We start from the raw sequence: 26396 nt of genomic DNA, 5'->3' as shown, positions 1-26396 counted from the left end.
CGTCCACCTAAGACGCGGTAAACCCGAGACGGCAGTTCTTGGTTGTACTCAACAAAGTAAAAGAACAGCTGCCAGCCAGTGCGGGCTCAGCTTTCCGCAGCAACCAGATGGCCGCCGCCGACATCGTTCAGCGCCAGCTTCAGCGGCGCCTCCCCGATCCTGCGGGTGGCGCTCGGGATTTCCTGGTCGAGGCGCGCGAAGCGCGTTCTGCGCTGCGCCGGATCGGGCACCGGCACGGCGTCGATCAGCCGCCTGGTGTAGGGATGGCGCGGGTTGGAAAACACCTGGTCGCGCGTGCCCATCTCGACGATCTGGCCGAGATACATGACGGCAACGCGGTCGGAAATGTTCTCGACCACCGCCATGTCGTGCGAGATGAAGAGATAGGCGACGCCGAATTCGCGCTGCAATTCCTTCAGCAAATCGAGCACACGCGCCTGCACCGAGACGTCGAGCGCGGAGACGCTTTCGTCAGCGATGATCAGTTTTGGTCGTAGCGCCAGCGCTCGGGCGATGCAGACGCGCTGGCGCTGGCCACCGGAGAATTCGTGCGGGTAAAGCTCCATCTGGTCGGCCGACAGGCCGACGCGCTCGAACAGCGCCCCCACCCGTTCGCGGCGCTCGTCCTTGGAGGCGATGCCATGGATCACCAGCGGCTCGGCGACGAGCTCGCCGACGCGCATGCGCGGATCGAGCGAAGCGAAGGGATCCTGGAAAATCATCTGGACGTCACGGCGCACCGCCTTGCGCTCGTCGCGGCCAAGACCGGAGAGATTGCGCCCGCCAATGACGATGTCGCCGCTATACGGCGCCAGTCCGGCCAGCGCCTTGGCGGTCGTCGACTTGCCGCAGCCGGATTCGCCGACCAGAGCAAGCGTTTCGTTGGGCGCGATCGAGAAGCTGACGCCCTCGACGGCGTGGACGCGGCGGGTGACCCGGCCAAAGATGCCGCCACGCAGATCGAAGCGGACATGCAGGTCGTTGACCTCGGCGACATTGGCCGGTTTCAAGACGTCAATCGCATCCCTGGATTTCTGTCGACCGACACCACTGCCGATGCGCGGCACGGCAGCCAGCAGTTCGCGCGTATAGTCGGCCTGCGGGCGGGCAAAAATATCCGATGTCGTGCCTTCTTCGACCATGCGGCCGTCGCGCATGACGATGACCCGGTCGGCCATTTCGGCAACCACGCCCATATCGTGGGTGATCAGGATGACGCTGGTGCCATGCTGGCGCTGCAGGTCGCGCAACAGCTCCAGCACTTCGCCTTGCACGGTGACGTCGAGCGCCGTCGTCGGCTCATCGGCGATCAGCACGTCGGGCTCGAGCGCCAGCGCCATGGCGATCATCACCCGCTGGCGCATGCCGCCGGAGAGTTCGTGCGGAAACTGCTTTAGCCGGCTTTCCGCCTCCGAAATGCGCACCGCCTTCAACGCCTCGATCGCGCGCTGGCGGGCTTGCGCCGACGACAGGCTGGTATGCGCTTCGATGGATTCGGTCAGTTGCCGGCCGATCGACAGCACCGGATTCAGCGAGGTCATCGGCTCCTGGAAGATCATGGCGATGCGGTCGCCGCGAATGCGCCGCATCTGGCGTTCGTCGAGGGTTGCTAGGTCGGTGTCGCCCCGATTCCCATCCCGAAGACGGATCATGCCTGACGATATGCGCGCGGCCGGCTGCGGCAAAAGCTGCATGATCGCCAGCGCGGTCATCGACTTGCCGGAGCCGGATTCGCCGGCAATGCAAAGCGTCTCACCGCGCGCCAGCGTCAGCGACAGGTTGGAGACTACATTGCGCTCGCCGTCCTCGCCGCGCACGCTGACGGAGAGGTTGGCGATGGAGAGGACGGGGGTGTCGGCGAGGGTCATTGTGGGTGGAGCCCTGCGACGGATTGGTTCCGTCGCACCATTCGCACAAACCTTGGCGCTGCCCCCCACCCGGACCTCCGGTCCGACCTCCCCACAAGGGGGAGGTAGGGTGGCAGCGCTTTACCCTCCCCCTTGTGGGGAGGGTCGCTGCGAAGCAGCGGGGTGGGGGTGCGGCGCCGACGTACCGTCATTCAAACACGCAACGCGGAAAATAGAACGACACCACCCAGTTCGGCATGTCGACGATCTCGCTGATGCGCAGGTCCCCGCACACCGAGGCCAGCATATAGGCCTCGACCGGATCGATCTGGTAACGCCCAGCGAGCAGATCGACCATCTGCGCCACCGCCTCCTTCGCGCCCGCCATCAGATCCGGCCCAATCCCCGTCGTCACCTCGTAACCCTTGGCGTCGAGATGGCGCGTCACCGGGCCCGGCGTGGTGAAGCGCGGCGTCTTCAGCCTGGCGTCCTTGACAAGGTCGAGCTTGAGCACGACGTCCATCGGGCTCTCGATCGCCGTGCCGCAGACCTCGCCATCGCCTTGTGCGGCGTGCGTATCGCCGACCGAGAACAGCGCGCCGGCCACCTCAACCGGCAGATAGAGCGTCGTGCCGGCAGCGAGATCGCGGATGTCGAGATTGCCGCCGACCCGCCGTGGCGGCACCACCGAGTGAAGCCCCATCTCAGCCGGCGCATTGCCGATGGTGCCGGCGAACGGCTTCAGTGGCACGCGCGCGTTTTTCCCGAACAGCGCCGGTTCGAGCGCGGCTGCATCGTATTTCCAGATGTTCAGCGCCGGTTCCGTGAAGTCGTCGGCGAGCAGGCCGAAACCGGGAATGTTCGCCGTCCAACCGAAGCCGGACGGTTTGAACATCTCGATCGTCACCTTGAGCGCGTCACCCGGCTCGGCGCCCTCGACGAAGATCGGCCCGGTCACCGGGTTGACCCCGGCGAAGTCGAGCTTGACGATTTCGGCGACCGTGCTGTCGGCGTTCAGCTGGCCGCCGGCGGCATCGAGGCACTGGAACTCGATGGTCGCGCCGGGCGCCACCCGCTCGGCCGGGACAAAGGAATTGTCCCAGCCGAAATGGTGATGGCGCCCATGGATGGTGTAGTCGCAGCTATTGCACATCTTTTACGTACACATTGTCATAGTTGATCGGGATATGGACCGGGTCGACATAGAGGTTGTCGGCGCCGCCCATTCGGGCGGATTTCATGGTGAAGCGCTGTTCGTTGAAGACCGGCGCCCAGGGCGCGTCTTCCATCACCTTGTCGTAGATGGCGCTCCACATCTTGTCGCGTTCGCCGGCCTTTGCCGGGTCGACCACAGAATCCGCCTCGGCCGCCTTGGCGTCGAGGTCCTTATTGCAGTACCACGACCAGTTCCAGCCGCCCGGCACCGCGCCGGCGCAGCCGAGGATCGGGCCGTAGAAATTCGACGGATCGGGGAAGTCGGCGATCCAGGCCATGCCGCCCGACCAGATCATTGGCGCGCCGGCCTTGTCACCGCCGGCGGCGATGACATTGGCCTGCGCCAGCGACTGGATGCTGGCCTTGATGCCGATGGCCGCCAGGTCCTGCTGGATCGCCTGGGCAATGCGCGGGTTGGGATCGGTGTTCATGGCGAACAGCTGCGTGTCGAAACCATCGGGATGACCGGCCTCGGCCAGCAGCGCCTTGGCCTTGGCTACGTCATAGGGATAACCTTTGTATTCCTTGTCGTAGCCTGGCATCGACGGTGGCAGCGGCTGGTTGGCCGGCACGGCGCGGCCGTTAATGATCTGGATGATGCGCGCCTTGTTGAGCGCCATGTTGACGGCCTGACGCACCTTCACATTGTCGAACGGCGCCATGGTGGTGTTCATGGTGACGTAGCCGGTGTGCAGCTGACCGCCTTCGACGACACGCGCCTTCTGCTCGGGATCGGCCATCACCTCCTGGAACTTGGCCGGCGGAATGCCGTCGCCGGGCACATCGATCTCGCCCTTCTGCAAGCGCAGCAGCGCCACGATCGGCTCTTGGCCGATCTCGAAGGTGATCTTGTCGAGATGCGGCAGGCCCTTGTGCCAGTAATCCGCATTGCGCTCGAAGACGATGCGTTGGCCGAGTGTCCACTCGGCGAGCTTGAAGGCGCCGGTGCCCACCGGATGCTTGCCGAAATCGGCGCCATATTTCTCGACCTCTTCCTTCGGCACGACATGGGCGAAATTGATGGCCATGACATGCAGGAAGGTGGCGTCGGGCCGGGTCAGCTCGAACTTCACCGTGTAGGGATCGACGACGGTGACGCCGGAAAGGCCTTCGGCCTTGCCGGCAGCGACATCGTCATAGCCCTTGATCGAGCCGAAGAAGCCGGCGCCGGGGCTCTGCGTCTTCGGATTGGTGACGCGGTCGAGCGAATATTTCACGTCGTCGGCCGTCATCTCGCGGCCATTGTGGAATTTCACGCCATGGCGCAGCTTGAAGGTAAAGGTCTGGCCGTCGGGCGAAATCTCGTAGCTTTCTGCCAGATCGGGTTTCAGGTTGGTGGTGCCTGGCTCGTAATCCATCAGCCCATCGAACAGGCTCTTGATCATCGACCAGTTCTGCCAGTCATAGCCGATCGCCGGATCGAGGGTCGCAACATCGTCCTTGTAGGTGATGGTGATGGCGCCGCCTTGCTTGGCGTTGGGATCGACCGTGTCTTCGGCGCGGACGCTTGTCATGCCGAGCATGAGGGCCAAGGCGGATGCCGCGACTGTGGATGCGAGAAACTTTTTCATTGTTGTGTTCCCTTTCTCTGTTTCATTTTCATCTGAGCTTGATGCGGGGATCGATGAACGGCGCGATGATGTCGGCGAGCAGATTGCCGAGCACGATGGCGAAGGCCGACACCAGCGTGACGCCCATGATGATCGGAATGTCGACGCGCTGGATCGCCTGCCACGCCAGCTGACCGATGCCGGGCCAGCCGAACACGCTTTCGACGACGACGATGCCGCCCATGAAGATGCCGATGTCGATGCCGATCATGGCGATGACCGGCAGGATGGCATTCGGCAGTGCGTGGCGGAATATGATGGCGCTGCGCGCCAGGCCCTTGGCCCGCGCCGTGCGGACATAATCCTGGCGCAGGACGTCTATCATCGACGAGCGCATCATGCGCGCATACCAGCCGGCGCCGAGTACGCCCATGGTCAACGACGGCAGCACCAGATGGCGCCATGTGCCGTAGCCGCCGATCGGAAACCAGCTTAGCCGCACGGCAAAGACGTAGAGCAGCAACAGGCCAACCACGAATTGCGGCGCCGAGACGCCGACGAAGGAGGCGACCATCAGCGTCTGGTCGGTGGCGGTGCCGCGCTTGACGGCCGCGATCAGGCCCATCGAGAGCCCGATCAGCAATTCGCAAAGGATGGCGCCGACCATCAAAAGCAGGCTGGCCGGCAGCCGCGAGACGATGAGTTCGGTGACCTCCGAGCGCTGGATGTAGGAGCGGCCGAGATCGCCGCTGAGTAGCTTCGTCAGATAGTGCCAGTACTGGACCACGAAAGGCTGGTCGAGGCCGAGTTGCTGGCGGATGTTTTCCACCGTCTGCGGCGTGGCACTGCGGCCGGCGATCTGCCGCACCGGGTCGGCCGGCAAGAGGTAGAGCAGCGCAAAAGTGATCAGCGAGACGCCAAGCAGGATGAGCAGCGACTGGATCAGCCGGCGGCCGAGATAGGCGATCATGACCGGCCCCCCATTATTCCCGGCCCCTTTGCGTCGGATCGAGGATGTCGCGCAACGCGTCGCCGATCAGATTGAAGGCCAGCGCCAACGCGAGGATTGCGGCGCCGGGGAAGAACACCAGCCAGGGCGCGGCCTGGAAATAGGTCTGGTTCTCGAAAATGATGTTGCCCCACGACGCGGTCGGCGGCTGCACACCGATGCCGAGGAAGGAAAGCGTCGCCTCGAGCAGAACCGTGGTCGAGATGCCGAGCGTGCCCCAGACGATGATGGTCGGCAGCAGATGCGGCAGGATGTGGCGAAATAGGATGCGCGGCGCACTCGCCCCGATGCTGCGCTCGGCATCGATGAACTCGCGCTCGGCCAGCGATGAGGTCTCGGTGTAGATGACACGCGCCGTCTGCACCCAGTTGACCAGCGCGATGACCATGGCGACGATCCACAGACTCGGCTGAAACACTGCCGCCAGGCAGATGGCGAGCAGCAGCGCCGGGAACGCCATCATCAGATCGGTGAAGCGCATCAGCGCACTGCCGATCCAGCCGCGGAAATAGCCTGCGGTGACGCCCACCAAAGTGCCGATCAAAAGCGCCACGCCATTGGCGACGATGCCGATGATCAGCGAGGTGCGGGCGCCGTAGAGGATGCGGGTCAAGAGGTCACGTCCGAGCAGGTCGGTGCCGAGCCAATACTGGGCGCTGGGCGGCAGCGGCGAGCCCTCGATGGTCAGGCCGTCGAACATCTGCTCGTTGGGATCGTAGCCGGTCAGCCGGGGCGCCAGCACAGCGCCGGCGACAACAATGGCGACGATGACCAGCCCGAGCAGCGCCAGGCGGCGTTTGACCAGCCGACGCCAGACGCCGGCGCGCGGTTTTGCCGGCATGCGTACCGGGAGATCAGGCGCGATGGGACTGGTCATCGCCGCCTTCCTCATCCGTCATTGCCACGATCCTGCGCGCGGCATCCTCGACGCTGATCTGCCAGCTCATCGCCAGCGATCGCAGTTGTGCATAGGCACGCTCGTCATCGCTGCCTTTCGACAGCGCCGTCACCGCGCGCACAATGGTCTGGCGCTCGGCGACGCGCTGGCGCAGCGACGCTATCTCGCCGGCTAAATGCTTGCGTGCCTCGAAGCTCTGCCTTGCGATCAGCAATGCGCTGTACACACCGGCATTGCCGACCGGCTTCAGCAGCTGCGCATCGGCCTTGTGCGACAGCGCCCATTCGATACGCCCCGGCGCCTCGGAACCGATCAGCGCCACCAGCGGCATCGGCCCCTCGCCCGGCTTCCACGGGAATTGCTCGTCAAAGCCGAGATCGGCATCGAAGAAAACGAAATCGGCGGCGAGAGCTTCCGGCGGCAATTCCGGCCAGCAGTCGATCGTAGCCAGGCCGATGGCCGACAATTGCCTGGTGATGGCCTGCACCGTCGGATGCGGGCGATGCAGGATGAAAGCCCGCGCGCCGCCGAGATTGGGGATGCGCGTCCGGGTCATGACACCACCCTCAGGCGCGGACGGCCGAATGTCTTGGCGGGGTCGTAGCGCGACAGATAGGGATCCGGCGCGACCTCATCCTCCTGGCTGACGACCTCGAAGAAGCCATCGGCGATCCGGCCGATGATCACCGGCAGCGTCGCGTGCTGGGAGTGGGCGTCGATGGCGATCGGCCCGAGCCGGGTGGAGAAGCGTCGCTCGGCGAAGGCTTTGGAAAATTCCGCCGGGCCGGCATCAGTGTCGCGCGACAGCACGTCGGCCATCACCTGCACCGAGGCATAGGCGGAGGCCTCGAAGGACGAAGCGAAGGCAGCCGGCCGGGGCGCGAAATAGGGCCCGACCGACAGATGCCCTTTCCCTGTCTCGCCGATCGCCGGCAACTCGCCTTCGGTGAGGTTGCAGGAGATGACGGGGCAGTTTTCCGGCCTGAATGCCGCATCCTCATCGCCCAGCTCGCGGTAAGCCGCCAGGAAGGCGTAGGATGAGGTGCCGATCAGATTGTTGAGGATGAAGCTCGGCCGCGTCGCCCGGACCTCGGCGATCAGCCGCGACACGTCGGTCTCGCCGATGCGCAGATAGCGCTCGCCCAGCACTTTGCCGCCGGCATCCGCGATCAGGTCGCGCGCCACGCGGTTCATCTCCCAGCCCCAAATGTAGTTCGAGCCGAGCAGGAAGCCGTTGGCGCCGAAACGCGGCACGACATGCGCCATCAGCGGAACCAGATGCTGGTTGGGGCAGGCGTGCATGTAGACGACATGCTCGTTGGCCTCGAACCCTTCATAGGGGCAGGCATACCAGAGCATGCCGCCGGCCTTCTCCAGCACTGGGATGGTTTCCTTGCGGCTCCACGAGGTGACGCAACCGACGACATGGCGCGCGCTGCTGGTCCTGAAAATGTCCTCGCACAAAGTCGCGTAGCGATCGGCATTACTTTGCGGATCGCGCTCGACCGGAACCACTTCGATGCCATAGCTCCGATCGGCATTGATGTCGGCGATGGCGCGCATGGCGCCCATCCGGCACGCATCGGAGACCAGCTGGTAGCTGCCCGAGCGGGAATACAGGATGCCGATCTCGATACGCCGTTTCAAACCGATCCTCAGAAATGACAATGCCCCGCAGCCAGCGCCGGAGGGCGAGGCATGCGAGGCATATTTGCCGCCCGGCTACCAAGGCCGGTATTTTGCGCTAGCGTATTCGGTCCGGCGGGTCAGTCAAGCGGGAAAGTACGTGGTCATGGGATCGGCCTTGTCCGGCTGCTTCTAGTTCCGCAGCGTGAACATCAAAGGCGCCACGACAGCCGTACCGGCCTTCTCAGGCGGTGGCGCGGGCACCGTCGCACCCTGCAGAATGCCGAGCGCGGCGCGATCGAGATCGGCGTCCCCCGAAGATCGTGTCAGCCGGACGGAGGTCACCTTGCCCGAAGCGCTGACGACGAAGGTCACATTTGCGGTACCCACGGCGCGCCGCGACCTTGCCGCGCTCGGGTAGCGCTTGTGCCGATTGATCCATCCGATCAGCTGGGAGTTCCATTTGCTTGCATTGACTGATGATCCACTCGATTGCGAAGCCTTCGGCGCCGACGCCTTCGCCGCTGCCTTTTGATCGACACTGGCGGTCACGACCGCTTTCGCCGGCGCGGCCTTTTCCTTCTTCTCTTTCTTTGCTTTCGGCTTGGGTTTTTCGGCAGCCTTCTTCGCCTTCTCGATCGGCTTGTCCTCCACCGGCTTGTCCTCCGTCGGCTTGGTCTCCACCGGCCTGGTCTGCAGCGGAATGACCACATCCGGCGCTATGGTCGGGACGATGTCGGGCACCACCTCATCCAGCGGCGGCGATTGATCGGGCTGCTCGGCCGCTGCCGTCTCGATCGGAGCGGCGGGTTGAACCGCTTCCGTCTTCTCGGTGACCGGCTCCGGCTGACCGGGCTCGGGCTCCACGACCGGCTTGAGTTCGGCAACCGCCTCCTCGATCTGGTTCGGCGGCTCGGGCGTCACCACGTCGGCCGCTGAGTCCACCCGCACCGCCGGCGCCACCATCATCGGCGACAGCTCGATAGCCACAGCCGGCGGGCCGCCATCGGCCATGTTGGCTAGGCTGAAGCTCTGCACGGCATAGGCGATCGCGACATGCGCGCCGACAATGACAATGGCCGCAGCCGCCCACAAACCGATCTCGCGCGCGCCGGCGCCCGGCGGGTCGGCGGTGGGAACGGCCGCGGCCAGTTGCGTCATGGGGCGGCGCCCGGGTGCGGCGGGGATGCGTCCGCTGGCACCCTCTCCAGCCCGACCAGCGCGATCTTCAGATAACCGGCGCCGCGCAGCAGGTTCATCACCTCCATCAACTCGCCATAGCCGACCGCCTTGTCGGCACGCAGGAAGATGCGGGTCTGCTTGTCGTCCTTGGTTCTGCCGTCGAGCACGGAGGCAAAAGCCTGGCGCGGCACGCTGTCATTGCCGATCGCCAGCGTCAGATCGTCCTTCAGCGTCAGGAACAGCGGCGTTTCCGGCCGCGGCGCCGGTGTCGCGGTCGAACCCGGCAGATCGACATTGACGTCGACTGTCGCCAACGGGGCAGCGACCATGAAGATGATCAGCAGCACCAGGATGACGTCGATGAACGGCGTCACGTTGATCTCGTAGCTTTCCTCGAGATCGCCGTCGATAGTCTCGCGAATTCTAGCCGCCATGGCCCATCACTCCGCCGCCAGCGCGGGCGCCTGCGGCACCGTGCGGAAATCGAGATCGCGGCTGACCAGCCGTTCGACCCCGGCCGAGGCATCGGCAAGGAGCTGCCGGTAGCCGGCTATCGACCGCGCAAAGACGTTGTAGATGACCACCGCGGGAATGGCCGCGACCAGGCCCATCGCCGTGGCGAGCAGCGCCTCGGCGATGCCGGGCGCGACGACCGCGAGGTTGGTGGTCTGCGCCTGCGAGATGCCGATGAAGGCGTTCATGATGCCCCAGACGGTGCCGAACAAGCCCACGAAGGGCGCCGTCGAGCCGATCGTCGCCAGCACGCCGGTGCCGCGCGACATGCGCCGCGCCGCCGCCGCTTCGATGCGCGACAGGCGCGACGTCACGCGTTCCTTCAGCCCGTCGCCGGTGACATGGCCGAGCGCACCGGCCGAAAGGGCAGTCTCTTCCTCGGCCGCCCGCACCAAAAGCGCACCGGGGCCGCCACTGTTGCCAAGCGCGCGCCCGGCCTGGCGCAGCGTGGCGGCATTGCCGATGGCGCGCGCAGCGCGACGGGCGCCGAGCTTGCCGAAGAGAATCTCCAGCGATTTGGCCAGCCACACCGTCCAGGTGACGAGCGAGGCGAAGGCCAACCCGATCATCACCGCCTTGACGATGATGTCGGCGGCCATGAACATGCCCCAGGGCGACAGATCGTGCGGCAGCGTCAGCGATATTGCCGAAGGCTCGGCCTGCGCGGATGCACCGGGCTGGGTTGCCGGCCGTAGCGCGGTCGGCGCCGCCTGCCCGGCAGCTGGCGAAGCCGGCGCGACAGGCGCAGCCGGTGCGGGCTGTTCGACTACGGTTCGCGCCGACTGGGGAGCTGCAGCGGGCACCGTCGTCACCCTGGGCTGCGTGTTTGGCTGCTCTTGCGCAGCAGCGCTGCCGGCCGACAGCATGACCGCGGCCAGCGCCGCCAACAAACCATTTCTGGACACGCTTCGTCCTCGCTTCGTCATTGCACGTACCGATCGGCTGGTCGGTGACGGGATGCGGGAACACCCCGATCTCGACCCCGAAAACTCCAGCCACGGATTCTGGCTTCTCTCAAACGCGGCACAGCCGCTGGAAACAATTCAGGCGGCCGAGTGCCCCTGCTTGACTATAAAACATGAGTTTAGTAGTCAACAAACAAGATGGCTTTTTTGGCCAACGATTGTGGGCGCGATGTCTCAACGGCACATCGTCCTGGCATCGGTCTACCTGGTGTCGTCGCACTGAGGGATGGACGGCCGCAGGGTTGCTGGGCCACGATACCGGGCAGCAATTGAGGCAGGCTGCGATGATCAAGGCGATACCGTTCGATTCCCCTATGACGGCCGGCTGGTGCCAGCAAACACCGCGCTGCTGGTCATCGACCTGCAGGAGGATTTCCTTTCGCCGACCGGCTATTTCGCCAGGAAGGGTTATGACCCCGCGCCGCTGCGCGCCATCCTGCCGACAGTTAACCGACTGATATCAGCGGCACGTGCGGCCGGCCTCACCATCATTTACACCAGGCAGGGATATCGCGGCGACATGGCCGACATGACGCCGTACGAGAGATGGCGCCGCAAGCGGGCGGGTCTCGAAGGCACCGACGTGCTGCTGCGCTCCGGCCCCGGCTTTCAGATCGTCGCCGAGATCGACGTCGCGCCGCACGACATCATCGTCGACAAGACCTGCAACAGCGCCTTCACCTATACGGATCTTGAGCTTGTGCTGCGCGCACGCGGCATCACCCATCTGATCTTTTCCGGCTGCACGACCGATGTCTGCGTGCACACGACGCTGCGCGAGGCCTGCGACCGCAATTTCCAGTGCCTGACCATCGCCGATGCCTGCGCCAGTGGCGACCAATACGCGCATGACGCGGCGCTGCATATGGTGACGGTGGAGGACGGGGTATTTGGTACGCTGACGGAATCTGACGCGGTGCTGGAGGCGCTGGCAGTGCTGAGTGGTGATTAGACGCTGGCGGGACAGCACCCCTCTGCCCTGCCGGGCAGAGGGGGGTGTGACGGAACGCTACGAAATAGCTTTTCATTCCACCCGCAAATTCACCCTGCGTGAATGTCCCCACCCGCCCGCGCAAACGCGCCGGGCTGCGGCACCTCAGCCTCACGGCGTGCCAGCGAGTTGCGCAAGAGCGCGATCGTCTCGCGGCCGACGCTGGCGATCTCGCGCGGCCGGTCGACACCGACGATCATGAACTCGCTGATGCCCAGCGCTGCATAGGGCAGCAGCGACAGGGCGATCTGCGCCGGTGGTCCGGAAAGTTCGACCGCCTTGTGTCCGACGGTAGAGGCGCCACCCTCCGAGCGGACCCGGACCGGAAGCGCAAAACGCAGCTTGCCGGCGCGGCCATGCTCGGCGGCGGCGCTGCGCGCCCGTTCCATCAGCTGGCGGATCTCGTCGAGCGAACCAGCCGTGAGTTCAAACACGTCGGCATGGCGGCCGGCGACCTTGAGCGCGGTGCCGGACTGGCCACCCATGCGGATGATCACGTCGACGCCATGCGGCCCCTTGCGCGGCACATAGCCACCCTTGATGCTGTAGAACGCACCTTCATGGTCGAAGGGCCGGTCGTTCGACCACAGCCGCTTCAGCAGCACCAGATATTCGTCGATGCGCTGCCAGACCACGGTGTGGCCGACCGGACGCGTCTCGGCATCGTCGTCATCCAGCGGCTCGCTCAGCATCCTCAGCGCCAGCCGGCCGCCGCTCCTGGCGTCGAGCGCCGCCAGTTGCCGCGCCGCAACGGCTGGCGCGATCACGCCGGCCCAGTGCGTCAGCACCACTTCCAGCGACGAGGTGCGGTCCAGCGCCTGGGCGGCGATGTCCATATTGGTCAACAGCCCGGCCGGGTCGTCGACGACGATGTTCTGGAAGCCGGAATCCTCGATCAGCGACAGCTTGGTCGCCGTCTCGACGAAATCATAGAAGAACGGTACGGCCGAACCGGCATCGGCGGCGTGCGTTTTACCGGGAACATGCGTGAACTCGATCGGCATTGCCATCTCCTCCATCACGTTGGATGTATGTCGCCCCCGGTTTTGAGACGACGACATGCGTAAAAACAAGCATCAGCGCCAAAGCGCGTCCGCGTTCGGTTCATCAACTCCGGTCACTCACTGAAAGCGCTAGGTCGCCACCCTTTCGGCCTGATCGGTCAGGGAATCAAGCCGAGCACGACTGCCCCGGTGAACACGAACGCAAGGGCAAAGACGAGATAGGCGAAAGCGCCGGCATAGGCCGGGCGGAAAGCCTGGCTACTGGCCAGCCTCTGGCTGGTGCGGTCCGTCTCGGCGTTCTGGATATAGGACATATCGACCTCCGTCTTGCGGATTAATCTATAAAATCAGTAGACTTTGTCGAGTGCTATTTTTTGGCGATATGTAGAACGATTTTCTCAGTATTCCTTATTATTTGGTTTGGGATTGCTGGGAGACCCCTGTTGGCGACAAGCGAGCGACAAGCTTGGCCGACATCTGCATAGGCGATAGCATCGCCATTCCGGCGTAAATGCGGATCATTTCGATCGGGAACGGGGAACAGAACATGGGTACAAGACTAGCCGGCAAGATTGCAATCATCTCGGGCGGCGCGACCGGAATGGGCGGAGCGGCCTCGGAATTGTTCGCCGCCGAAGGCGCCAAGGTGGCGATCATCGACCGCAATGGCGAGGCGGCGGCAGCCACTGCGGCGGCGATACGCGCGCGGGGACATATCGCCGAACACTGGGTGGCCGACGTCTCGGACGAGGCGCAGGTCGAGGCCGCAGTGAAGGCGGCGACTGCCAGGCTCGGCCCGGCCACGGTGTTGTTCAACCATGCCGGCACCATCGTGATAAAGCCGTTCCTGGAGACGACAGTGCAGGAATGGGACTGGCTGCATGCGGTCAATGTCCGCTCGATGTTCCTGATGACGCGCGCCGTGTTGCCGGGCATGATCGCTGCCGGTGGCGGTTCGATCGTCTGCACCTCGTCGATCTCGGCTGTGGCGGCCACACCCATGGAGGTGCTCTACGACACCACCAAGGGCGCCTGCCACATGTTCGCGCGCGCCATCGCAGTCGAATTCCGCGACCGCAACATACGCTGCAACGTCGTCTGTCCCGGCTTCATCCGCACGCCGCACGGCCTGCGCGAGGTCGCCGATCTCGGCAAGCTCGGCGTCGACGTGTCGGACGCCGCATTGGCCGCACAGCAGGGCCGCATCGGTGAGCCGGAGGAAGTGGCCAAGGCAGCGCTGTACCTCGCCAGCGATGAGTCCAGCTTCGTCAATGGCACGCATCTGTTTGTCGATAATGGTTTTACGGCGATGTGAGTATCCCAGGCTTGGCGCCTACTCGCTTACCGCTCTTCTCGTCGAAACGGCTTCAGCAGCGCCGACGGCGCAACCGCGTTGCGTGACATCACGGCCATCGCGACGATGGTGAAAATGAACGGCAGCATCAAGAACGTCTCATAGGGAATATGCCCGAGGCCGCTCGCCTGCATGCGCAATTGTAGCGCATCGACGAAGGCGAACAGCAGCGCCGCGCCCGCAGAGCGCCACGGGTCCCAGCGGCCGAACACGACCAGCGCGATCGCCACCCAGCCACGGCCCGACACGACACCAAAGGTGAAGGCGTTGAACTGTGCCATGGTGAGGAAGGCGCCCGCAAGCCCCATCAGCGCACCGCCGAGGATGACCGCCTGGAAGCGCGTGGCGATGACGCTGACCCCAGCGGAATCAGCGGCGCGCGGGTTCTCGCCGACCATCCGCACCGACAGCCCCCAAGGCGTGCGGTAGAGCACGAAAGCAGCGAGCGGGATGGCAATGATTGCCAAGTAGACCAGCGCAAACTGGTTGAAAACCGCTGACCCCAGAACCGGAATATCCGACAGCAGCGGGATCGGCACCGTCTGAAAACCCTTGATGCTGGGCGGCACCGATTGCTGGCCGAAGGTCAGACGGTAGAGGAAATAGGCAAGGCCGGACGAGAACAAAGTAACGCCGATGCCGCAGACATGCTGGCTGAGGCCGAGCGCCACGGTGAACAGCGCATGCAGCGCGCTCATCGCCATGCCGGTCAACACCGCGGCCAGCACGCCGAGCCACAGGCTGCCGCTGAGGCTGGCGGCGGTGAAGCCGGTCATCGCGCAGAGCAGCATGATGCCTTCGATACCGAGATTGAGCACGCCGGCCCGCTCGGAGAACATCTCGCCCAGCGTGGCAAATGCCAGCGGCGTGGCGATGCGGATAATGGCGGCGAGGAAGCCGACCTGAAAGATCTGTTCGAACACCGCGCTCATAAGGCGGCACCGACGCGGCGGATGCGATAGGCCGTGAACAGCAGCGCCACCAGCATGGCGAGCAGCGCCGTGCCCTGGATGACATCGCTGAGGAACGCCGGCACGCCGGTGGCGCGCGACATCGCTTCGGCGCCGGTCATCACGGCGGCCAGGAAGATCGCCGCCGGTACGACGCCGAGCGGATTGAGCCTGGCCAGCATGGCAACGACGATGCCGGAATAGCCATAGCCCGGCGAAATGTCGCTCATCACCTGGAAATGCACGCCGCCGACCTCGCCTACGCCGGCAAGCCCGGCCAGCGCGCCCGACAGCAGCGCCGTCGAAATCAGCACCCGCTCGACGTGGATGCCGCCATAGCGGGCGGCTTCCGGGCTTTCGCCGGTGACCCTGATCCGGAAGCCGAGCGTGGTGCGCACGATCAGGAACCAGATCAACGGTGCCGCGATCAACGCGGCGATGACACCCAGATGCAGCCTTGTGCCTTCGAGCAGCACCGGGAAATTCGCCGAATCCTCGATCGGCGGCGAGATCGGATAGCCGCTGAACGAGTCCTTCCACGGCCCCTCGATCAGCGCCATTAGCGCATAGTAGATGACCGAATTGAGCAGCAGCGAACTGACGACGTCATCGACTTTGAATTTCACTCGCAGGGTCGCCGGCACAAGCGCGACAGCGGCACCGGCAGCAGCGCCGGCCAGCGCCATCGACAGGATCGCCAGCGCGCCCGGCATTGGGATGGCGCCGACGAAGCAGCTGGCCACGGCGCCGGCCAGCAATTGGCCCTCGGCGCCGATGTTCCAGAATTTGGCCCGGAAGGCGACGGCCACAGCCAGCCCGGTGAAGATCATCGGGGCGGCGCGCACCAGCGTTTCGGTGATGGCATAGCTGTCGCCGAACGAGGCCGACAGCATCACGCCATAGGCCTCAAGCACGCCGGCGCCGGCCAGCGCGATGAGGCCGCTGCACAGGACCAGCGCTGCGCCGATGGCCAGCAGCGGCAAAGCGAGATTGAACCAGGCGGGGGTGGAACTGCGGGCTTCGAGGCGGAACATCAGCTATGCCCCTCCGCCGCCCAGACGGTCGCGCCGCCCTTCATCCGCCTGCCGGCACCTTCTCCCCGTATAGACACGGGGAGAAGGGATCCGGGCCCTATGCAACTCCCCTCTTGCAGCTGTGGTGATTGGCGAAACCATGGGTGAGAGCCCCTCTCCCCGTCTCTATACGGGGAGAGGATGCCGGCAGGCAGGTGAGGGGCAGCGCTGACGCTTAAAGTCAGCCAAAAGCGGGCAGTATTATTTGAGGTTTCTGCGAGGAACCGAGTGAGAAAGTCCATCTAGGCTCTGCCCTCCGCCCCGGTCATCAGCAGCCCAAGCCGCGCGATGGTCGCATCGGCGCTGTCCAGCGTGCCGGCGATGCGGCCCTCATACATCACCGCGATGCGGTCGCAGAGCACCAGCAGCTCTTCGAGATCCTCGCCGATGACGATGATCCCGCAGCCCTTGGCACGCATGTCGAGGAATTTTTCGTGGATGAAGCGGGCGGCACCGATGTCGAGGCCGCGCGTCGGCTGCGAGACGATCAGCACCTTCGGGTCGAAAGCCAGTTCGCGCGCCAGCAGCGCCTTCTGCAGATTGCCGCCCGACAGCGCGCCGGCGCGGGTCATCGGCCCGGGGCACCTAATGTCATAGGCCTTGATCTGTTCTTCGGCGAAGGCGCGGATCGCATCTGGCTTGAGCAGGCCCCGGCTGCTGAAAGCCGCAGTACCAATGCGCGGCAACACCATGGAATCGGCGAGCGGCAGATTGGTGACCAGCCCGGTCGTCATACGGTCTTCCGGGATGCGGCCAAGGCCGAGCGCCTGCACCTCGCGCGGCGAGAACCGCGTAACAGGTTTGCCGGCTATCGTCATCGCGCCGGCGTCGGGCGCGCGCGTGCCGGAAATCACCTCGGCCAGCGCCCGCTGGCCATTGCCGGAGACCCCGGCAATGCCGAGGATTTCGCCGGCGCGAACGGCAAGCGATACATCGCGCAGCGGCGTCCCCGAATGCCGTGAGGTGGAAATACCGTCGAGCGTCAGCACCGCCGCGCCTGGGGTCGAAGGTCCTCTTGCCGGCGGCACGATCTCATGGCCGCACATCAGCTGCGCCATTTCTGCCGATGTCGTGTTCGCCGGATCGTCGACACGGCCGGCGACGCGGCCGTGCCGCAATACGGTGCAGCGATGGGTGAGCGCCCGCACCTCGTTCAATTTATGCGAGATGAAGATGATTCCGAGCCCCTGCGCCGCCATCGAGCGCAGCGCCGAAAACAGCCCGTCGACCTCGCCCGGCGCCAACACCGCCGTCGGCTCGTCGAGGATTAACAGGCTGGCGCCGCGAAACAGCGCCTTGACGATTTCGAGCCGCTGCTGCTCGCCGACCGACAGCGCGGAGACAGGCAGGTTGGGGTCCAGCGTCAGCCCATGCCGACGGCTGATGTCGGACAACCGGGCAAGTCCGCCGGCGCGGTCGATGCGGCCGGATTTGCCGGGAATGCCAATCAGAAGGTTTTCCAGGACCGTCAGCCTTGGCGCCAAATGAAAATGCTGGTGCACCATGCCGATGCCGGCGGCCAGCGCATCGGCCGAACTGGTGATCCGCACGGTCTTGCCCTGGATAAGAATTTCGCCGGCATCCGGCGCATAGGCGCCGAACAGCACATTCATCAGCGTCGTCTTGCCGGCGCCGTTTTCGCCCAGCAGGCCGAGGATCTCACCTGGGGCGACGCTTAGATCGACAGCCTCATTCGCCTTGACGGCGCCGAAGCTCTTGGTGATGCCGCGCATTTCGATGAGAGGGGCGGACAAGGATGCTCCTGCGGAGATACCCCTCCCCCTCGAGGGGAGGGTGCCGAGCGAAGCGAGGCGGGTGGGGTCACCTCAACTGCCTCAACCCATGACTTAGCAGGATGGAGCACTTCGCGGAGGACCCCACCCGGCCCTGCGGGCCACCCTCCCCTCAAGGGGAGGGGGTGCGCCGAGCTAATCCGAAACCGGCGTGTTCTCATCCACATCCACCCGGAAATTGCCTTCCAGGATCTCGACCTTCTTCTTCTCGACCAGATCCTTCACATCCGCCGGCAGCGTCTTGTCGAATTTATGGTAGGGCGCCAGGAACGACCCGCCCTTGGCCATGCGCGAGAAATCGCCATAATCCTGCGCGGTGAAGACACCGGCCTTGACCAGCTTGATCGCCTGCTCGACCGTCGGATACATGTCCCAGACCGGCCCGGTTATGACCGTGTCGGGGCCGAGGCTCGACTGGTCGGACATGTTGGAGATGGCGAGGATCTTCTTGTCCACCGCCGCCTCGATGACGCCGAAGCGCTCGGCATAGATGACATCGACGCCGGCATCGATCTGGGCGACCGCCGCTTCCTTGGCCTTGGGCGGATCGAAGAACGAGCCAATGAAGGCGACCTTCTTCTTGATGTTGGGATTGACCTCCTTGGCGCCGGCAAAGAAGGCGTTGACCAGCCGGTTCACTTCCGGAATGCCCATGGCCGCCACCGCGCCGATCGTGCCCGACTTCGACATCTTGCCGGCGATCATGCCGGACAGATAGGCCGGCTCGTGGATCCAGTTGTCGAAGACGCCGAAATTGGGCTCGGCCGGCCCGGCGCCCGAGCCGAACAGCCATGCCGTCTTCGGGAACTGCTTTGCCGTGCGGCGCGATTCACGCTCGGCTGCGAAGGCGTCGCCCAGCACCAGCTGATACCCGCCTTGCGCATATTCGCGCATGACGCGGCTGAAATCGGCGGTCTGCACCTTTTCCGACCATTTGTATTCAATGCCGAGTTCCTTCTCGGCCTTCTGAAGGGCGACGTGGATCTGGTTGTCCCACGGCTCCTCGATCGGCGTGGCGAAGATCGCCGCCACCTTCAGCTTCTTGTCCTTGGCGAAGGCTGCACCCGGCAGCATGGCTGCGGCCAGGCCAAGTGCGCCGAGTTCCAGCACGTCGCGCCGCGACAGGCCGGTCGATTGCGATTTGTTTTTCCGGTTTTCCATCTAGTGCCCCTCTGTTTGACAGCCGTGTCGAGCCGGCTGTTCCGAAATCAGACGCGGAACTATGGAACGGGTGCGGACTTTTGTCCACATGGTCAAATTTAGCGGGACTGCTGCCGGGCTCACGCCTTTTAGCGCAGCGCCTTCTCGCCGCCGGCTACGGTGATGACGCCGACGATGATCAGCCCGGTCAGCAACAGCCGAACGCCGGCGCTGACGCCGAACGTGTTGAGCATGGTCAGAAGCAGTACCAGGAACAGCGCCGCGCCCCAGACACCGGGAACATTGGCCTTGCCACCGGCGACCGAGGTGCCGCCGATGACGACGACGGCGATCGAGGCCAGCAGGTACTCGTTGCCGATATCGACATTGGCGCCGCGGAAATAGCCGGCGAGCAGCGCCCCGTCCATGCCGCCGAGCGCGCCCGACAGCGTGTAAGTCAGGAAGCGGGTGCGGCCGACATTGACGCCGGCAAGCCACGCGGCGCGGATGTTCTGGCCGATCGCCAGCACCGAGCGGCCATAGATCATGCGCTGCAAGGCGATGGCCGCACCGATGCTGAACAATACGGTAAGGATCGCCAGCACTGGAATGCCCAGGATTTGCCAGTTCGCAAAATCGGCAAAGCCGGGCGGCGGCTTGATCTGCAGGCCACGCCCATAGCTGATGTCGATCGACTGGATGATGAAACTGGCCGACAGAGTGGCGATGATCGGCGGGATCCTCAGCGCCCAGATCAGGAGATAGTTGACGGCACCGATGGCAGCGCCGCAGGCGAGCGCGGCGAGCAGCCCGACCACGATCATGGAATCGCTGCCGCCCATGACCTTCATGGCGACGGCGCTGGCGAGCCCGATATTGGCCGGCAGCGACAGGTCGACATTGCCTGGCCCGAGCGTGATGACGAACATTTGGCCGACTCCGACGATGACGGTGAACACCGCCAGCGACAGTGCCGCCGTGACCATGCCACCGCCGCCATAGCCGCCGGTGAAAGCGATGGTCGCCAGCCAGACGGACATCGCGCCGATGAACGACCATATCCAGGGTTTGGCGGCCAGCGATTTCACAAATGTCATCGCTATCTCTCCCTGCGACTGATCAGGACGCGGGCTGCCAGCACGATGATCAGGATGGCGCCGTTGGCGGCGACCTGCCAATCCGGCGGAATGTGCATGAAGGTGAGCAGAGGCGATGCCGCCAGCGCCAGTGTCAGCGCGCCGAGCACGGCGCCGATCGGCGATACCCGGCCGCCGACGAACTCGCCGCCGCCGAGAATGACGCCGGCGATCGCCAGCAGCGTGTAGCCATTGCCGATATTGGCGTCGGCCGAGGTGGTGATGCCGATCAGCGCCATGCCGGACAGAACGCCGAATAGGCCGGTCAGCGCAAACAGCACGATCTTGGTTCGAAGCAGCGACCAGCCAGCGCGCCTGAGCGCCGCCGGATTGCCGCCGGATCCCCGCAGGATGACGCCATAGGAGGTGCGCATCAGCCCAAAATGCACCACCGCTGCGATCGCCAGCGCGGCGATGATAGGGAACGGAATGAAGGGCGGCTTGAAGGCCATCAGCGACAAGAGCCAGTCCGGCGCCTTGCCACCGGGCTTGGGCAGCACCAGAATGGCAAGCCCCTGCCAGACGAAGCTCATGCCCAGCGTCACCACGATCGACGGCAGATTGCGCAGATGGATCAGTGCGCCGAGCAGCGCATAAACGCCTATGGAGCCGAGCAGGATGATCACGCCGAGCAGCGGCGCGTCCTTCAGCCAGGTCGCGGTGACGCAGCCGACAAAGCCGACAAAGGTGCCGATCGACAGATCGAGCTCATTGCCGGCGATGACGGACATCTGGGCGATCGTCGCCAGCGCGATCGGAATAGCGAGGTTCAACATCAGGCTGAAGCCGAAATAGCTGATGGCGCGTGGGTTGAGCCAGGCGATGGCGATAACCACCAGCGCCAGCGACAGCGCCGGCAACAGGCTGCGCAGCAGGCGCGCGCGGGCCGCGCTGCTTCGCGGCGAGGACGTAGGGCCGGGAGCGACTGCCGTCATCTCAGGCCGCGTCGCCGAATGAGGACTGGATGATCTTTTCCTCGGTCAGCTCGTCGCGCGTGAGATTGGCGACGATGCGGCCGTTCTTGAAGACATGGATGTGGTCGCAATTGTCGAGCTCTTCGGTCTCGGTGGTGTACCAGAGGAAGGTCCGGCCCTTGGCCGCCTCCTCGCGCACGAGATCGTAGACCTCAAGCTTGGTGCCGATGTCCACGCCGCGCATCGGATCGTCCATCAGCACGATCTGCGCATCGGAACCCAGTGCGCGGGCAAACAGCGCCTTCTGCTGGTTGCCGCCGGACAGCGAGAAGATGTTGTTGGTCATGTCAGGCGTGCGGATGCCAATCTTCTGCTTCCAGAACTCGGCAAGCTCGGCCTCGCGCTGCGGCGAGATCAGCAGCCCTTTGCGCAGCTGCGCCAGCGAGCGGATGCCGATGTTTTCGGCAATAGACCATTGCGGGAAAATGCCGTCCGATTGGCGGTCTCCGGCCACCAGCGCCACCGGGGCGGTCACCTCGATATCAAGCCTTCTACGCGTCGCGGCGGCAAAGATCGCCAGCAACAGGTCGGTCTGGCCATGGCCGGCAAGCCCGGCAAGCCCGATGATCTCGCCGGCGCGGGCGACAAGCTCCTTGCCGTCCTGCTGCCGCTCGGGCCGCGCCCGCACCCTGAGCGGGCCCGCCGCCGGCCTGGCGGCGATCTCCGCCGCGATCTTCTCGCGCGCTTCCGCGCCGCCCATCGTCGTCACCAGCCGGTCGCGGTCGAACGCTTTTGCCACGTCCGTGGCGACCACCTTGCCGTCGCGCATGACCACGATGCGGTCGGCATTCTGCAGCACCTCGCCCAGCACATGCGAGATCAGGATGCAGCTGCCCCCGGTGGCTACGAAACGGCGCACGAAGGCAAGCAGCTGGCCCGCAGTATGCGCGTCCAGCGAAGAGGTCGGCTCGTCGAGAATGACCAGGTCGAGCGGATCGCGCGTCACCGTGAAGGCGCGCGCCACCTCGACCATCTGCCGCCGGCCGATGGAGAGATCGCCGGCAATGTCGTCTGCCGAGATGCCGTGATCCGGAAAGATTTCGTCCAGCTTGGCGGCAATGAGAGCAGCCGCCTTGCGTCGCCAGCCGAAGCCGGTGAGCGCCGGATGGTTGATGCGCGTATTCTCCGCGATACTGAGGTTAGGGCAGAGCGACAGTTCCTGGAACACGCAGCGTATGCCGAGTTTCAGCGCGCGCGCCACCGAGTAGTCGGTTTCGGCATTGCCACGCACCGCGATCTCACCGCCATCGGGCTGCAGCGTACCGGCCACCATATGCATCAGCGTCGATTTGCCGGCTCCGTTGTGGCCGACCAGCCCGACGCATTCGCCTGATACAACATGGAAGTCGACGCCGTTAAGCGCCCGAACGGCGCCGAAATGTTTTTCGGCGCCGTTCAGCCTGATGATGTCCAAATGGGCGGCGCCGAAATGTTTTTCGGCGCCGCCCAGTCTGATGATGTCCGTATTGGCCTCAGGCATGCTCAACGATATCCGGTCGGTCATGCCGCTGGCAATGAATGCAATGCATCACTTGATATTGGCTTTGATCGCCGCGATTGCGTCTTCCTGGCTGTATTCGTGGGTGGCGACGCCGCCCTCCTTGATTTTCGGCAGCTCGGTCTCGAAATTGTCCTGGGTAAAGGCGAGATACGGCACCAAAAGGTCATGCGGAATGTCGGTGCGGCCGTCGAGCACCTGCTGCGCCACCCAGAAGGCCAGCGACGACACGCCGGGCGCGATCGAGGCCGACCAGGTCTGGTAGCCATCCTTGTCCTTCTGCTCCTTCCACCATCTCAGCTCGTCCTGGCGGTTGCCCATGATGATGGTCGGACGCGGCTTGCCTGCGGCGGCAAAGGCTTGTGCCGCGCCATAACCGTCACCGCCCTGGTCGACGATGCCGACGATGTCGGGCAACGAAGGCAGGATCGTCGCGACCGCCTTCTGCGCCGTCGTCTGGTCCCAGTCGCCGGTCACCGAACCGACGATCTTGAACTCGGGATGGGCGGCGACGCCTTCCAAGATACCGGCATGGATGGCATCGTCGATCGAGGTGCCGGCAAGGCCGCGGATTTCCAGCAAATTGCCGCCCTTGGGCTGGAACTTGGCCATCTGCTCGACTTCCTGCTTGCCCATGTCCTTGAAGTCGACGACGACGCGGTAGGCGCAAGGTTCGGTGACGGTCCCGTCGAAGGAGACGACGACGATGCCGGCATCGCAGGCCTGCTTGATGGCGCCGTTCAGCGCATCCGGCGATGCGGCATTGATGACGATGGCGTCATAACCCTGCAGGATCAGGTTCTGCACCTGGGCAGCCTGGGTCGGCACTTCCTTGTCGGCGGTGGTGAAGATGTCGGCGGCGCCGACGATCTTATCCTCCACCGCCTTCTTGGTGACGATGCCGTAGCTGTCGAGCATCGCCTGGCGCCACGAATTGCCGGCGTAATTGTTGGAGAAGGCGATCTTCTTGCCGCTGGTGTCGGCAAGCGCCGTGCCCGAGGCGAGCATCGCCGCCAGAGCGCTCAGGACGAGCAGTGTCTTCATGTCATAATCCTCCCATAGATTGTCGGCCCCGCCGACTGTTGCAGATGGTTTTGGCGTTGTCTGCCTGTTTTTTATCTATTGTCAGACAAATTCAGATACGCCCGCTTGTCAACTGCGATCGATCACGCTTGGACGATCAACTTCAGGTGCGGCGGTTGAAAAGCCTTCGCGTGCTGGTCTAGGGAAGGGTCCAGGAGACCATGCATGGCAGCGATGCCGCCGACCCTTCCCCCCAGTGCACCCAAAAGAATGGGCGCCCCCGGAATTCCGGCGCGCTGGACGTCAAGCGCCAAGAGCGGCGTAGGTGCCGCGCTTTCAACGGCGAGCCGCGTCTGGTTCACGCTCAGCCATGGCATCGTCAATGAAGTCTACTATCCCGGCCTCGACAGCGCCTGCACGCGCGACATGGGACTGCTGGTCACCGGCCTCGGCGGCTGGTTTTCCGAGGAGAAGCGTGACGCCACGCATGCCATCGAGCCGTTCGAGGAAGGCGTGCCCGCCTACCGGCTGGTCAACGCGACGGCGCGTTACCGGATCGAAAAGCGCATCCTGGCGGATCCGGCGCGCCCGGCCCTGCTGCAGGAAATCAGCTTCACGGCACTCGAGGGCGTGGCCACGGACTACCGCGTCTACGCCCTGCTGGCGCCGCATCTGGTCAATGCCGGCATGGGCAACACCGCCTGGATCGGCGAGCACAAGGGCAAGCCGATGCTGTTTGCGTCCGGGCACGGCGCCTGCCTGGCGCTTGCCTCCTCGCTGCCCTGGGGCGACTGCTCGGCCGGCTATGCAGGCTTTTCCGACGGCTGGCAGCAACTCAGCCGCGCCGGCCGGCTCGATCCGACCTGCCAAAGGGCGGAGGACGGCAATGTCGCGCTGACCGGCGAGATCGGCTTTTCCTTACGCAACAGCAAAGCCTTGCTTGCGCTTGGGTTTGGGGCAACGCCGGATGAAGCGGCCGAAAACGCCGCCGCCAGCCTGAAACGCGGTTTTGAGCCGGCGGCAAAGGTCTATGTCGCGAAATGGCGGAAATGGCAGGCAGGCCTGACGGCGCTCGACCACCATGATGCATCCGGCCTCAACACCTACCGCGTCAGCACAGCGGTGCTGGCGACACACCTGTCGCTGGCGAGGCCCGATGCGGCCGTCGCCAGCCTGTCGATCCCCTGGGGGTTCAGCAAGGGCGACGACGACCTTGGCGGATATCATCTGGTCTGGCCGCGCGACCTCGTCGAAACTGCGGGCGGCTTCCTCGCCGCCGGCGATCCGGCGCAGGCGCTTGAGATCCTCGCCTATCTCCGTTCCATCCAGCAGCCGGACGGCCACTGGCCACAAAATGTGTGGCTCGACGGCTCGCTCTATTGGCCGGGCATCCAGATGGACGAATGCGCCTTCCCGCTGCTGCTTGCCGATGCGCTGCACCGCGCCGGCCACCTGCCGCGCGCAAAGCTCGCCGCCTTCATGCCGATGGTCGAGAAAGCAGCGTCCTATATCGTGCGCAATGGCCCCGTCACCGGGCAGGACCGCTGGGAAGAGGACGCGGGCTACAGCCCATTCACGCTCGCCGTCGAAATATCGGCACTGCTTGGCGCCGCCGATCTGTTCGACGTCAACGGCAAACCCGAGCCGGCTAACTATTTGCGCGAGGTCGCAGATTGCTGGAACGACCAGATCGAGCGCTGGACCTATGTCAGCGGCACACCGGAGTGCCACGAGGCTGGCGTCGACGGGTACTACATCCGCATCGCACCGGCCGACGCTTCAGGCGCCGCATCGCCGAAGGACGGCTTCGTACCGATCAAGAACCGTCCGCCGGGCGATACCGACAAGCCGGCCGAAGCGATTGTCAGCCCGGACGCGCTGGCGCTGGTCCGCTTCGGCCTCAGGGCCGCGGACGATCCGCGCATCGTCGGCACGGTCAAGATCATCGACGCGCAACTGCGCTGCGACCTGCCGCAAGGGCCTCTATGGTACCGCTACACCAGCGACGGGTATGGCGAACACGCCGACGGCGCCCCCTTCGACGGCAACGGCCAGGGCCGACCCTGGCCGTTGCTGGCCGGCGAACGCGCCCACTACGAGCTGGCCGCCGGTAACAAGGACAGGGCGGCAAGCCTGCTCAGGACATTCGAGGCTTCGGCTGGTGTGGGCGGTCTGCTGCCGGAACAGGTCTGGGACGGCGCCGACATACCGGAGCGCGAATTGTGGCTGGGCAAGCCGTCGGGCAGCGCCATGCCGCTGGTCTGGGCGCATTCGGAACACATCAAGCTGTTGCGCTCGCTCCGCGACGGCGCCATCTTCGACATGCCGCCGCAAGGCGTCAAGCGCTATGTCAGGGACAAGACCGGCTCGCCGCTGAGGATATGGCGCTTCAACAACAGGCTGCGCACCATGGAAGCCGGCAAGACGCTGCGGGTTGAACTGCTGCAGCCGGCACTGATCCGCTGGAGCGGCGACCAGTGGCAGACCAGCCATGAAATCAACACGTCCGTGAATGTCTTTGGCGTCCATATGGCGGATCTGCCGGTGACCGATATTCCGCGAGGTAATACGATCGTCTTCACTTTTTTCTGGCCCGACGGCGACCGTTGGGAGAATGTCGACTTCACCGTCGGCATTGAGAACTAACTCGCCAGC

General features: G+C 64.7%; 22 protein-coding genes and 1 pseudogene. 3 read left to right on the top strand and 20 right to left on the bottom strand.

The features are described from left to right. Window positions 1-86: 86 nt before the first annotated feature. From ACYG9Y_RS26630 to exbB, 10 genes are all read right to left on the bottom strand, one after another. A complete protein-coding gene (locus ACYG9Y_RS26630; protein ID WP_023698727.1) occupies window positions 87-1868 on the bottom strand; it encodes an ABC transporter ATP-binding protein in 1782 nt (593 codons plus the stop codon). Between the two features lie 187 nt (window positions 1869-2055). Further along, window positions 2056-3000 (bottom strand): acetamidase/formamidase family protein, encoded by a 945-nt coding sequence (locus ACYG9Y_RS26625; RefSeq protein ID WP_023668593.1) that lies wholly within the window; start codon window positions 2998-3000, stop codon window positions 2056-2058. After that, window positions 2990-4585: an ABC transporter substrate-binding protein gene (locus ACYG9Y_RS26620; RefSeq protein WP_444849001.1), complete on the bottom strand. Its 1596-nt coding sequence runs from the start codon at window positions 4583-4585 to the stop codon at window positions 2990-2992. Before ACYG9Y_RS26620 ends, ACYG9Y_RS26625 begins: the two co-directional genes overlap by 11 nt. 76 nt (window positions 4586-4661) lie before the next feature. Continuing rightward, window positions 4662-5582 (bottom strand): ABC transporter permease, encoded by a 921-nt coding sequence (locus tag ACYG9Y_RS26615; RefSeq protein WP_023698726.1) that lies wholly within the window; start codon window positions 5580-5582, stop codon window positions 4662-4664. 13 nt (window positions 5583-5595) lie between these two features. After that, the gene (locus ACYG9Y_RS26610; protein WP_023693235.1) at window positions 5596-6498 is read right to left on the bottom strand and encodes an ABC transporter permease; all 903 of its coding nucleotides are present in this window, start codon (window positions 6496-6498) and stop codon (window positions 5596-5598) included. Further along, window positions 6476-7075, bottom strand: coding sequence for an ANTAR domain-containing response regulator (locus tag ACYG9Y_RS26605; protein ID WP_023737949.1), 600 nt, complete (start codon window positions 7073-7075; stop codon window positions 6476-6478). The genes ACYG9Y_RS26610 and ACYG9Y_RS26605 overlap by 23 nt, the downstream gene beginning before the upstream one ends. Further along, window positions 7072-8166, bottom strand: coding sequence for a transporter substrate-binding protein (locus ACYG9Y_RS26600; RefSeq protein ID WP_023732923.1), 1095 nt, complete (start codon window positions 8164-8166; stop codon window positions 7072-7074). Before ACYG9Y_RS26600 ends, ACYG9Y_RS26605 begins: the two co-directional genes overlap by 4 nt. A gap of 171 nt (window positions 8167-8337) precedes the next feature. Then, entirely contained in the window at window positions 8338-9306 is a 969-nt protein-coding gene (locus ACYG9Y_RS26595; protein ID WP_023737950.1) for an energy transducer TonB, read from the bottom strand. Further along, window positions 9303-9761, bottom strand: a complete 459-nt coding sequence (gene exbD, locus ACYG9Y_RS26590) for a TonB system transport protein ExbD (RefSeq protein ID WP_023737951.1) — start codon at window positions 9759-9761, stop codon at window positions 9303-9305. Before exbD ends, ACYG9Y_RS26595 begins: the two co-directional genes overlap by 4 nt. A 6-nt stretch (window positions 9762-9767) precedes the next feature. Beyond that, a complete protein-coding gene (gene exbB / locus ACYG9Y_RS26585; protein ID WP_023737952.1) occupies window positions 9768-10745 on the bottom strand; it encodes a tonB-system energizer ExbB in 978 nt (325 codons plus the stop codon). Between the two features lie 344 nt (window positions 10746-11089). Between exbB and ACYG9Y_RS26580 the strand changes: the two are divergent. Beyond that, a pseudogene (locus ACYG9Y_RS26580) lies at window positions 11090-11757 on the top strand (cysteine hydrolase family protein). 89 nt (window positions 11758-11846) lie between these two features. On the opposite strand, the gene ACYG9Y_RS26575 reads toward ACYG9Y_RS26580, so the two are convergent. Both ACYG9Y_RS26575 and ACYG9Y_RS26570 read right to left on the bottom strand, forming a co-directional pair. Further along, complete coding sequence (locus tag ACYG9Y_RS26575; RefSeq protein WP_023715880.1) at window positions 11847-12800, bottom strand: LLM class flavin-dependent oxidoreductase; 954 nt, start codon at window positions 12798-12800, stop codon at window positions 11847-11849. A gap of 158 nt (window positions 12801-12958) precedes the next feature. Further along, window positions 12959-13114 (bottom strand): hypothetical protein, encoded by a 156-nt coding sequence (locus ACYG9Y_RS26570; RefSeq protein ID WP_023737953.1) that lies wholly within the window; start codon window positions 13112-13114, stop codon window positions 12959-12961. 233 nt (window positions 13115-13347) lie between these two features. On the opposite strand from ACYG9Y_RS26570, the gene ACYG9Y_RS26565 reads away from it, so the two are divergent. Further along, a complete protein-coding gene (locus ACYG9Y_RS26565) occupies window positions 13348-14115 on the top strand; it encodes an SDR family NAD(P)-dependent oxidoreductase (protein ID WP_023737954.1) in 768 nt (255 codons plus the stop codon). Window positions 14116-14141: 26 nt separating this feature from the next. Here ACYG9Y_RS26565 and ACYG9Y_RS26560 read toward each other — a convergent pair whose 3' ends face one another. The 8 genes from ACYG9Y_RS26560 to ACYG9Y_RS26525 all read right to left on the bottom strand — a co-directional run bounded on the left by ACYG9Y_RS26560 (window position 14142) and on the right by ACYG9Y_RS26525 (window position 23762). After that, window positions 14142-15086: an ABC transporter permease gene (locus ACYG9Y_RS26560; protein ID WP_023694455.1), complete on the bottom strand. Its 945-nt coding sequence runs from the start codon at window positions 15084-15086 to the stop codon at window positions 14142-14144. After that, complete coding sequence (locus tag ACYG9Y_RS26555; protein ID WP_023683937.1) at window positions 15083-16138, bottom strand: ABC transporter permease; 1056 nt, start codon at window positions 16136-16138, stop codon at window positions 15083-15085. The genes ACYG9Y_RS26560 and ACYG9Y_RS26555 overlap by 4 nt, the downstream gene beginning before the upstream one ends. Window positions 16139-16419: 281 nt before the next feature. Further along, window positions 16420-17931, bottom strand: a complete 1512-nt coding sequence (locus ACYG9Y_RS26550; RefSeq protein ID WP_023715879.1) for an ABC transporter ATP-binding protein — start codon at window positions 17929-17931, stop codon at window positions 16420-16422. Between the two features lie 174 nt (window positions 17932-18105). Then, window positions 18106-19131 (bottom strand): BMP family protein, encoded by a 1026-nt coding sequence (locus tag ACYG9Y_RS26545; protein WP_023687751.1) that lies wholly within the window; start codon window positions 19129-19131, stop codon window positions 18106-18108. Window positions 19132-19259: 128 nt separating this feature from the next. After that, window positions 19260-20207 carry an ABC transporter permease gene (locus ACYG9Y_RS26540; protein WP_023737955.1) on the bottom strand — a complete coding sequence of 316 codons (948 nt, stop codon included), beginning with the start codon at window positions 20205-20207 and terminating at the stop codon, window positions 19260-19262. Between the two features lie 2 nt (window positions 20208-20209). After that, a complete protein-coding gene (locus ACYG9Y_RS26535) occupies window positions 20210-21181 on the bottom strand; it encodes an ABC transporter permease (protein WP_023737956.1) in 972 nt (323 codons plus the stop codon). Between the two features lies 1 nt (window position 21182). Continuing rightward, a complete protein-coding gene (locus tag ACYG9Y_RS26530; protein ID WP_023715878.1) occupies window positions 21183-22700 on the bottom strand; it encodes a sugar ABC transporter ATP-binding protein in 1518 nt (505 codons plus the stop codon). A gap of 48 nt (window positions 22701-22748) precedes the next feature. Beyond that, a complete protein-coding gene (locus ACYG9Y_RS26525; protein ID WP_023737957.1) occupies window positions 22749-23762 on the bottom strand; it encodes an ABC transporter substrate-binding protein in 1014 nt (337 codons plus the stop codon). A 204-nt stretch (window positions 23763-23966) separates the two neighbouring features. Between ACYG9Y_RS26525 and ACYG9Y_RS26520 the strand changes: the two genes are divergently transcribed. After that, entirely contained in the window at window positions 23967-26387 is a 2421-nt protein-coding gene (locus tag ACYG9Y_RS26520) for a glucan 1,4-alpha-glucosidase (RefSeq protein ID WP_031253452.1), read from the top strand. Window positions 26388-26396: the final 9 nt, after the last annotated feature.

This window comes from Mesorhizobium sp. W050, from assembly GCF_054719535.1.
This window is presented reverse-complemented; position numbering and strand designations above follow the sequence as displayed.

Excerpts from the sequence above, each read along its gene's own strand:
- ACYG9Y_RS26630 (WP_023698727.1), bottom strand. The coding sequence starts at position 1,868 with ATGACCCTCGCCGACACCCCCGTCCTCTCCATCGCCAACCTCTCCGTC.
- ACYG9Y_RS26625 (WP_023668593.1), bottom strand. The coding sequence starts at position 3,000 with ATGTGCAATAGCTGCGACTACACCATCCATGGGCGCCATCACCATTTC.
- ACYG9Y_RS26620 (WP_444849001.1), bottom strand. The coding sequence starts at position 4,585 with ATGCTCGGCATGACAAGCGTCCGCGCCGAAGACACGGTCGATCCCAAC.
- ACYG9Y_RS26615 (WP_023698726.1), bottom strand. The coding sequence starts at position 5,582 with ATGATCGCCTATCTCGGCCGCCGGCTGATCCAGTCGCTGCTCATCCTG.
- ACYG9Y_RS26610 (WP_023693235.1), bottom strand. The coding sequence starts at position 6,498 with ATGACCAGTCCCATCGCGCCTGATCTCCCGGTACGCATGCCGGCAAAA.
- ACYG9Y_RS26605 (WP_023737949.1), bottom strand. The coding sequence starts at position 7,075 with ATGACCCGGACGCGCATCCCCAATCTCGGCGGCGCGCGGGCTTTCATC.
- ACYG9Y_RS26595 (WP_023737950.1), bottom strand. The coding sequence starts at position 9,306 with ATGACGCAACTGGCCGCGGCCGTTCCCACCGCCGACCCGCCGGGCGCC.
- exbD (WP_023737951.1), bottom strand. The coding sequence starts at position 9,761 with ATGGCGGCTAGAATTCGCGAGACTATCGACGGCGATCTCGAGGAAAGC.
- ACYG9Y_RS26575 (WP_023715880.1), bottom strand. The coding sequence starts at position 12,800 with ATGCCGATCGAGTTCACGCATGTTCCCGGTAAAACGCACGCCGCCGAT.
- ACYG9Y_RS26570 (WP_023737953.1), bottom strand. The coding sequence starts at position 13,114 with ATGTCCTATATCCAGAACGCCGAGACGGACCGCACCAGCCAGAGGCTG.
- ACYG9Y_RS26565 (WP_023737954.1), top strand. The coding sequence starts at position 13,348 with ATGGGTACAAGACTAGCCGGCAAGATTGCAATCATCTCGGGCGGCGCG.
- ACYG9Y_RS26560 (WP_023694455.1), bottom strand. The coding sequence starts at position 15,086 with ATGAGCGCGGTGTTCGAACAGATCTTTCAGGTCGGCTTCCTCGCCGCC.
- ACYG9Y_RS26555 (WP_023683937.1), bottom strand. The coding sequence starts at position 16,138 with ATGTTCCGCCTCGAAGCCCGCAGTTCCACCCCCGCCTGGTTCAATCTC.
- ACYG9Y_RS26545 (WP_023687751.1), bottom strand. The coding sequence starts at position 19,131 with ATGGAAAACCGGAAAAACAAATCGCAATCGACCGGCCTGTCGCGGCGC.
- ACYG9Y_RS26540 (WP_023737955.1), bottom strand. The coding sequence starts at position 20,207 with ATGACATTTGTGAAATCGCTGGCCGCCAAACCCTGGATATGGTCGTTC.
- ACYG9Y_RS26535 (WP_023737956.1), bottom strand. The coding sequence starts at position 21,181 with ATGACGGCAGTCGCTCCCGGCCCTACGTCCTCGCCGCGAAGCAGCGCG.
- ACYG9Y_RS26530 (WP_023715878.1), bottom strand. The coding sequence starts at position 22,700 with ATGCCTGAGGCCAATACGGACATCATCAGACTGGGCGGCGCCGAAAAA.
- ACYG9Y_RS26525 (WP_023737957.1), bottom strand. The coding sequence starts at position 23,762 with ATGAAGACACTGCTCGTCCTGAGCGCTCTGGCGGCGATGCTCGCCTCG.
- ACYG9Y_RS26520 (WP_031253452.1), top strand. The coding sequence starts at position 23,967 with ATGGCAGCGATGCCGCCGACCCTTCCCCCCAGTGCACCCAAAAGAATG.